This is a genomic window from Mesorhizobium sp. M7A.F.Ca.US.002.01.1.1 (assembly GCF_004022955.1).
GTDB lineage: Bacteria > Pseudomonadota > Alphaproteobacteria > Rhizobiales > Rhizobiaceae > Mesorhizobium > Mesorhizobium ciceri.
This window is the reverse complement of sequence record NZ_RZQE01000322.1, coordinates 1-6,758: the sequence shown is the minus strand read 5'-3', so window position 1 is coordinate 6,758 and position 6,758 is coordinate 1. Positions and strand designations below refer to the sequence as shown.

Below are 6,758 nucleotides of genomic sequence, written 5' to 3'. Positions count from 1 at the left end.
GGACGGTGTTCGCGCAGGCCGCAAGGGCCAAGGCGCAGGCCAGGATGGCAATCGGCGTGATGCGCAGCAGTTTCATGGACGGTGTCTCCCTCAACAGATAAATTAGCGCCACAACAACGAAGGCCGCTCGACTGGTTCCATGGCCAAGACGCAAAAAACGAAACCGAATCAAGACGACAGGCTGCTCGTCATCGCCTGCGGGATGATTGCGCGCGAAGTTCTGGCCGTCAAGGAACAGCTCGGGCTGGATCACCTCGACCTGACCTGCCTGCCGGCGGAATTCCATTTCTACCCGGACCGCATCGCACCGGCCATGGACAAGGCGATCGAAAAAGCCAAGACCGAAGGCTACAGCAACATCTTCGTCGGCTACGCCGATTGCGGCACCGGCGGTCTGCTCGACCGCATCTGCGAGAAGCATGGCGTCGAGCGCATGGCCGGCCCGCATTGCTTCGCCTTCTACCAGGGCATGGAGGCCTATGCGAAAGTCGCAGACGACGACATGATGTCGTTCTACATGACCGACTTCCTCTGCCGGCAGTTCGACGCTTTCTTCATGAAACCGCTCGGCCTCGACAAGCACCCGGAGTTGATCAAGGACTATTTCGGCAATTACGAGAAGCTGATCTACCTCGCCCAGACCAACGATCCGGAACTCGACAAGGTCGCCGAAAAAGCCGCCAGAATGCTCGATCTCGTCTATGAACGCCGCGCCACCGGTTATGGCGACCTGACGGCCGGGATGGCGCAGGCGGCTGCAGGCGCCTGAAGCAATTCTTGCCCCGCGATGACTCAAGGCTAGATGACAGGCCGCCGTGGACGGGTAAGGTGTGCGCCACAAGCAAACAGACTGCCAGCCATGGAAACGCACTGATGACCCCTCGCCTCTTGATAGCTGCACTCGGCCTCCTCTGTTTGGCCCTGCCCGCCCATGCCGACGGCGAGATACAGAAACTCATCACCCCGGCCGACAAGACGCGGCTCGACAAATATGGCGAGACCCGCAAGGCAGCCCTTGCCGAGGCGAAGACAGGCAACCCGGCCGAGGTCAAGCAACTCGATGCCCTGTTGGCAAAGCCGCTGGTGGCCTTTTCCGACAAGGACCTGACCGGCAACTGGCAGTGCCGCACCATCAAGGCCGGCGGACCTTTGCCGCTCGTCATCTATGGCTGGTTCAAGTGCAAGGTGACCGATGACGGTTCCGGCTGGCGGCTGGAGAAGATCAGCGGCTCGCAGCGCACCAGGGGCCGTTTCTTCGACGATGGCGAGAAACGCGCGATCTATCTCGGCTCCTTCTATGTCAACAGCGATCCGGCAAAGCCCTATGGCAGCGGTCCGCAAACCGACCAGGTCGGCTACGCCTTCCGCAACAGCGCCAAGGAATGGCGCATCGAATTTCCGGCGCCCTACTATGAATCGAAGCTCGATATCATCGAATTCAAGCGCTGACTGTGTATCGAAGAGCTGATCACCAAGGATTAACCCGGACACCCTAGCATCCCGTCTATTGTCGAGAACGGTTGCTTGGAGGGGGCAAGATCCATGGCAGCATCAGAATCCAATACGCGTCCGATCGTGGTCGTCACCGGAGGCGGCCAGCATGTCTGGGCTATGATCAATGCGATCGCCGACCGCGTAGGTCCTGTCAGCGTCGTCCTCGAAACGCCTGAATCCAAAAAGCAATTGCTGCGTGGCCGGGCTCGCCGCCAAGGCTGGATTTCCGCCATCGGCCAGCTTGGCACGATGGTACTGAGTAGGTTGGGCAAGCGATTCCTGGCCGGCCATAGCGCGCGACTGATTGCCGAGGAGAAGCTGGAGGTTGAGCCGCGACCAGGCCAGGAGATCATCCCGGTAGCCTCGGCCAATGGGCTTGAGTGCCTGCAGGCGATCCAGAAGATCCGGCCAGGCGTTGTGCTGCTCAACGGTTGCCGACTAATCTCGGCTGAGATGCTGAGCAAAATGCCCTGCCCGGTGCTCAACTACCATGCGGGCATCACGCCGAAATATCGCGGCATGAATGGCGGCTATTGGGCTCTGGTATCAGGCGATGCGGAGAATTTCGGCACGACTGTCCACCTCGTCGACGCTGGCGTCGACACTGGTGGCGTGCTGAAGCAGGCGCGCGGCAGATCGAAAAAAGGCGACACCATCTCAAGTCACGCGCTACGCCAGACGGCGTTCTCGCGCGACATCTGCGTCGAGGCTGTCAGCGATGCACTGGCTGGAAAACTCACGACGATCGATCCCGGCCTGCCTTCGAAACTCTGGTATCATCCGACGATCTGGTTCTACGTCTGGACGGGCCTCAGAACTGGCATCTGGTAGCGCGTTTTTCGTCCTGGACGGCATACTGCGCGCCAGCGTTTCCGACGCGCTGGACCGGGCGCCGGCACACGCCGCAAACGAATAAACCCACCTTTCATTTTACGACATCGAAATGCGTCGCTTTTGAATGCGCGCGCGTCGTCCCATAACAAGCGGCACCACTGCGCTTGCGGCAATGCTCGATAGTTCGAGGAGTGAGAATTCATGGCCGATCTGATCGTCGTCTACTGGCGCGACATCCCTGCCCAGGTGATCGTCAAGAAGGGCCGGCAGAACGCCAAGCGCGAACTGCCGCTGCGCTTTACCGAGGCGATCGACATGTGCGCCATGCGCACCGGCGCCGGCGGTACAGACGACTATCTGGCCGAATGGCGCAAAGCCGATCCCATTCCGGTCGGCGACGACCTCGAAGCCGAAGTCGAGAAGGCATTCAACGACATCGACACGAGATATGACCGCGAGCGGCTGGTCGCTCTGGTCAAGGCGGGCGGCAAAGAAAATGTCTGAAACCATTCCTGCCAAGGAGAGGCCGGCTGTTACCCAGGCCACTCTGGTCAAGAAGGCAGCGCCGAAATCCGACTACAAGCCGGCCGACGTATCGCCGCAGCGGCGCGTGCAGCGTTCCTTCGCGGTCAGATTATGGTCGGTGCGGCACTCGCGATTACTCGAATGGTTCTACGCCAAATTCGCCGACATGTTCCTGCTCCTCCATCCCTTATGGAAAGGCATAGGCTATGGCCGTGTCGAAGGGCCGATCAAATTTGTCGAGAAGCGCGTCAAGGGCTTCATGTTCGACTGCCGCATGTGCGGCCAGTGCATCTTGTCCTCGACAGGCATGTCGTGTCCAATGAACTGCCCCAAGCAATTGCGCAACGGCCCTTGCGGCGGTGTCCGCGCCAACGGCAATTGCGAGGTCGAGCCCGATATGCCCTGCGTCTGGGTCAAGGCCTGGGAAGGCTCGCAGAACATGGTGCACAGCGACAGGATCCTGACCGTGCAGAAGCCGGTCGACCAGTCGCTGCGTGAAACCTCGGCCTGGCTGCGGGTGACCGCGCAGGCGGCCACCGCGCGCGAAGCCGCCGCTGCCGCCAAGAATGAGGCGGCCAGCACCGGGGCGTCGGCATGATCGGCCGCCAGCGCGACGAAAACCCGGCCGGCATCCACCTGCCGCTCGAACCCCTGCCCGGCCACACCTCGCGCGGTCGGCTGGAGCGCGTACTGCGGCGCGGCGAGTTCGCTGTGACGACGGAGCTCAACCCGCCCGACAGCGCCGATCCGGAAGACGTCTACAACAGGGCGAAAATCTTCGACGGCTGGGTCGACGCCATCAACGCCGTCGATGCATCGGGCGCCAACTGCCACATGTCCTCGGTCGGCATCTGCGCACTTTTGACCCGCATGGGCTATGCGCCGATCATGCAGATCGCCTGCCGCGACAAGAACCGCATCGCCATCCAGGGCGACGTACTGGGCGGGGCTGCGATGGGCGTCGCCAACATGCTGTGCCTGACAGGTGACGGCGTCCAGGCCGGAGACCAGCCCGGCGCCAAACCGGTGTTCGACCTCGACTGCATGTCGCTCCTGGAAACCTGCCGCATCATGCGCGACAACGGCAAGTTCCTGTCCGGCCGCAAGCTGACGACGCCGCCACAGCTTTTCCTGGGTGCTGCGATCAATCCGTTCGCGCCGCCGATCGACTTCCGCCCGCACCGGCTGGGCAAGAAGATCGCCGCCGGCGCGCAATTCGTACAGAGCCAGTATTGCTTCGACGTGCCCATGTTCCGCACCTACATGCAAAAGGTGCGCGACCTCGGCTATACCGAAAAATGCTTCATCCTGGTTGGCGTCGGGCCGCTCGCCTCGGCCAAGACGGCCAAGTGGATCCGCTCGAACGTGCCGGGCATCCATATTCCCGATTCTGTCATCAAGCGGCTGGAAGGCGCCCAGGACCAGAAAAAGGAAGGCAAGCAGCTCTGCATCGACATCATCAACGAGGTGAAGGAAATATCAGGTGTTTCCGGCGTTCACGTGATGGCCTACCGACAGGAAGAATATGTTGCCGAGATCGTCGATGAATCGGGCGTGCTGAAGGGCCGCCAGCCATGGAAACGTGAGATCCGCCGCGACGATCAGCTTGTCGCCGACCGGCTCGACAGCATCTTGCACGACGACATTACCGAAACGCAGGTGGACATGGTGAAGACCGCGCACTGACGGCGCGGACGGTCACCCATTCGCTTGAACGAAACCAGACAACGATATAAAGAAATCTTTATATCACGGCGGAGAGAATTTATGACCCGTACCATCGTCGCTTCGGCGACACGAGAAATCATCATCGGCTTCGACCAGCCGTTCTGCGTGATCGGCGAACGCATCAACCCGACCGGCCGCAAGAAGCTGGCCGCCGAGATGATCGCGGGCAATTTCGAGACCGTCATCAGGGACGCATTGGAGCAGGCAGCCTGTGGCGCCACCATGCTCGACGTCAACGCCGGCGTCACCTCGGTCGATCCGAACGAGACCGAACCCGGCCTTTTGGTGCAGACGCTGGAGATCGTGCAAGGGCTGGTCGACCTGCCGCTGTCGATCGACAGTTCCGTCACCGCCGCGATCGAAGCCGCACTCAAGGTTGCCAAGGGCCGCCCGCTCGTCAACTCCGTCACCGGCGAGGAAGAAAAGCTCGAAGCCATCCTGCCGCTGGTCAAGAAGTACAACGTGCCGGTCGTCGCCATCTCCAACGACGAAACCGGCATTTCGATGGACCCGGACGTGCGTTTCGCCGTCGCCAAGAAGATCGTCGAGCGCTGCGCCGATTTCGGCATTCCGGCGCATGACGTCGTCGTCGACCCGCTGGTCATGCCGATCGGCGCGCTGGGCGATGCCGGCCGCCAGGTCTTCGCGCTGCTGCGTCGCCTGCGTGAAGAGCTCAAGGTCAACACCACCTGCGGCCTGTCCAACATCTCTTTCGGCCTGCCGCATCGCCACGGCATCAACGCCGCTTTCATCCCGATGGTGATCGGCGCCGGGATGACCTCGGCCATCATGAACCCGGTGCGGCCGCAGGAAATGGAAGCCGTGCGCGGGGCCAATGTGCTGAACGGCACCGACGAGAACTGCACCAACTGGATCCGCACCTACAAGGATTACAAGCCGGCCGAAGGCGGCCAGGCCGTTGCCGCCCCGACGCAAGTCAATGCGCCGGGCGACGGCGCCGGCAATGGCGGTCGCCGCCGTGGCGGCCGTGAAGCCCGGATGGGCCGAGGGTAAGCGCGCAATCGTGAATTCACCTGCAAACATCACCGACCCGCTCGTGCTGTTCATGCCGTCGGGCAAGCGCGGGCGGTTTCCTGTCGGCACCCCGGTGCTCGATGCCGCGCGCCAGCTCGGCGTCTATGTCGAAAGTGTGTGCGGCGGACGCGCCACTTGCGGGCGTTGCCAGATCGAAGTGCAGGAAGGCAATTTCGCCAAGCACAAGATCACCTCCTCCAACGACCACATCACGCCCAAGGGCGCCAAGGAAGAGCGCTATGAGCACGTCCGCGGCCTACCCGAACGGCGTCGCCTCTCCTGCTCGGCACAAATCCTCGGCGATCTCGTCATCGACGTGCCGCAGGACACCGTCATCAACGCGCAGACCATCCGCAAGGATGCCGACACCAGGGTCATCGCCCGCGATGCGGCGATCCGTATGTGCTATGTCGAGATCGAAGAACCCGACATGCACAAGCCGCTTGGTGATCTCGACCGGCTGAAGATCGCGCTGATGCACGATTGGGGTTTGAAAAGCCTCGATTTCGATTTTTATCTGCTGCCGCAGGTGCAAGGCATCCTGCGCAAGGGCAACTGGACCGCGACCGCCGCCATCTACAAGGATGCCGACTCTGAGACAGCGCGCGTCGTAGCACTTTGGCCCGGCCTCAAGAACGAAGCCTATGGGCTGGCCTGCGATATCGGCTCGACCACCATCGCCATGCATCTGGTGTCGCTGCTGTCGGGCCGCGTCGCCGCCTCGTCGGGCACCTCGAACCCGCAGATCCGCTTCGGCGAGGATCTGATGAGCCGCGTCTCCTATGTGATGATGAACCCGGACGGCCGCGAGGGCATGACGGTCGCCGTGCGCGAGGCGATCTCGGGTCTCGTCGACAAGGTCTGCGCCGAAGGCAATGTCCAGCGCAACGACATCCTGGACAGCGTCTTCGTCGGCAATCCGATCATGCACCATCTGTTCCTCGGCATCGATCCGACCGAGCTTGGCGGTGCCCCCTTCGCGCTCGCCGTTTCGGGCGCGGTGCACATCAAGGCATCCGACATCGGCCTCAAGCTCAACCAGGGCGCCAGGCTCTATATGCTGCCTTGCATCGCCGGCCATGTCGGTGCGGATGCGGCGGCGGTGACGCTGTCGGAAGGCCCGCATCGCCAGGACGAGATCT

At 62.0% G+C, this 6,758-nt stretch carries 8 protein-coding genes and 1 pseudogene; 8 read left to right on the top strand and 1 reads right to left on the bottom strand.

Annotated features, from left to right (window positions below):
* Nucleotides 1-76 (bottom strand): annotated as a pseudogene (locus tag EN932_RS39775) (EncA/B family entericidin); the annotation flags it as partial.
* 63 nt (nt 77-139) lie between these two features.
* Between EN932_RS39775 and EN932_RS25090 the strand changes: the two are divergent.
* The 8 genes from EN932_RS25090 to EN932_RS25055 all read left to right on the top strand — a co-directional run.
* Nucleotides 140-769 (top strand): DUF1638 domain-containing protein, encoded by a 630-nt coding sequence (locus EN932_RS25090; RefSeq protein WP_127370317.1) that lies wholly within the window; start codon nt 140-142, stop codon nt 767-769.
* Between the two features lie 104 nt (nt 770-873).
* Nucleotides 874-1,449 (top strand): DUF4893 domain-containing protein, encoded by a 576-nt coding sequence (locus EN932_RS25085; RefSeq protein ID WP_013531172.1) that lies wholly within the window; start codon nt 874-876, stop codon nt 1,447-1,449.
* Between the two features lie 93 nt (nt 1,450-1,542).
* Nucleotides 1,543-2,325, top strand: coding sequence for a formyl transferase (locus EN932_RS25080; RefSeq protein ID WP_027160505.1), 783 nt, complete (start codon nt 1,543-1,545; stop codon nt 2,323-2,325).
* Between the two features lie 204 nt (nt 2,326-2,529).
* The gene (locus EN932_RS25075) at nt 2,530-2,832 is read left to right on the top strand and encodes a virulence factor (protein ID WP_013531170.1); all 303 of its coding nucleotides are present in this window, start codon (nt 2,530-2,532) and stop codon (nt 2,830-2,832) included.
* Nucleotides 2,825-3,451, top strand: coding sequence for a methylenetetrahydrofolate reductase C-terminal domain-containing protein (locus EN932_RS25070; RefSeq protein WP_013531169.1), 627 nt, complete (start codon nt 2,825-2,827; stop codon nt 3,449-3,451). Before EN932_RS25075 ends, EN932_RS25070 begins: the two co-directional genes overlap by 8 nt.
* Complete coding sequence (locus EN932_RS25065) at nt 3,448-4,539, top strand: methylenetetrahydrofolate reductase (RefSeq protein ID WP_013531168.1); 1,092 nt, start codon at nt 3,448-3,450, stop codon at nt 4,537-4,539. Before EN932_RS25070 ends, EN932_RS25065 begins: the two co-directional genes overlap by 4 nt.
* Before the next feature lie 81 nt (nt 4,540-4,620).
* Complete coding sequence (locus EN932_RS25060; RefSeq protein WP_128369141.1) at nt 4,621-5,595, top strand: methyltetrahydrofolate cobalamin methyltransferase; 975 nt, start codon at nt 4,621-4,623, stop codon at nt 5,593-5,595.
* Nucleotides 5,546-6,758 (top strand): 2Fe-2S iron-sulfur cluster-binding protein (locus EN932_RS25055; RefSeq protein ID WP_128369140.1); only part of this gene is annotated, 1,213 nt, incomplete at its 3' end. The genes EN932_RS25060 and EN932_RS25055, both read left to right, overlap by 50 nt.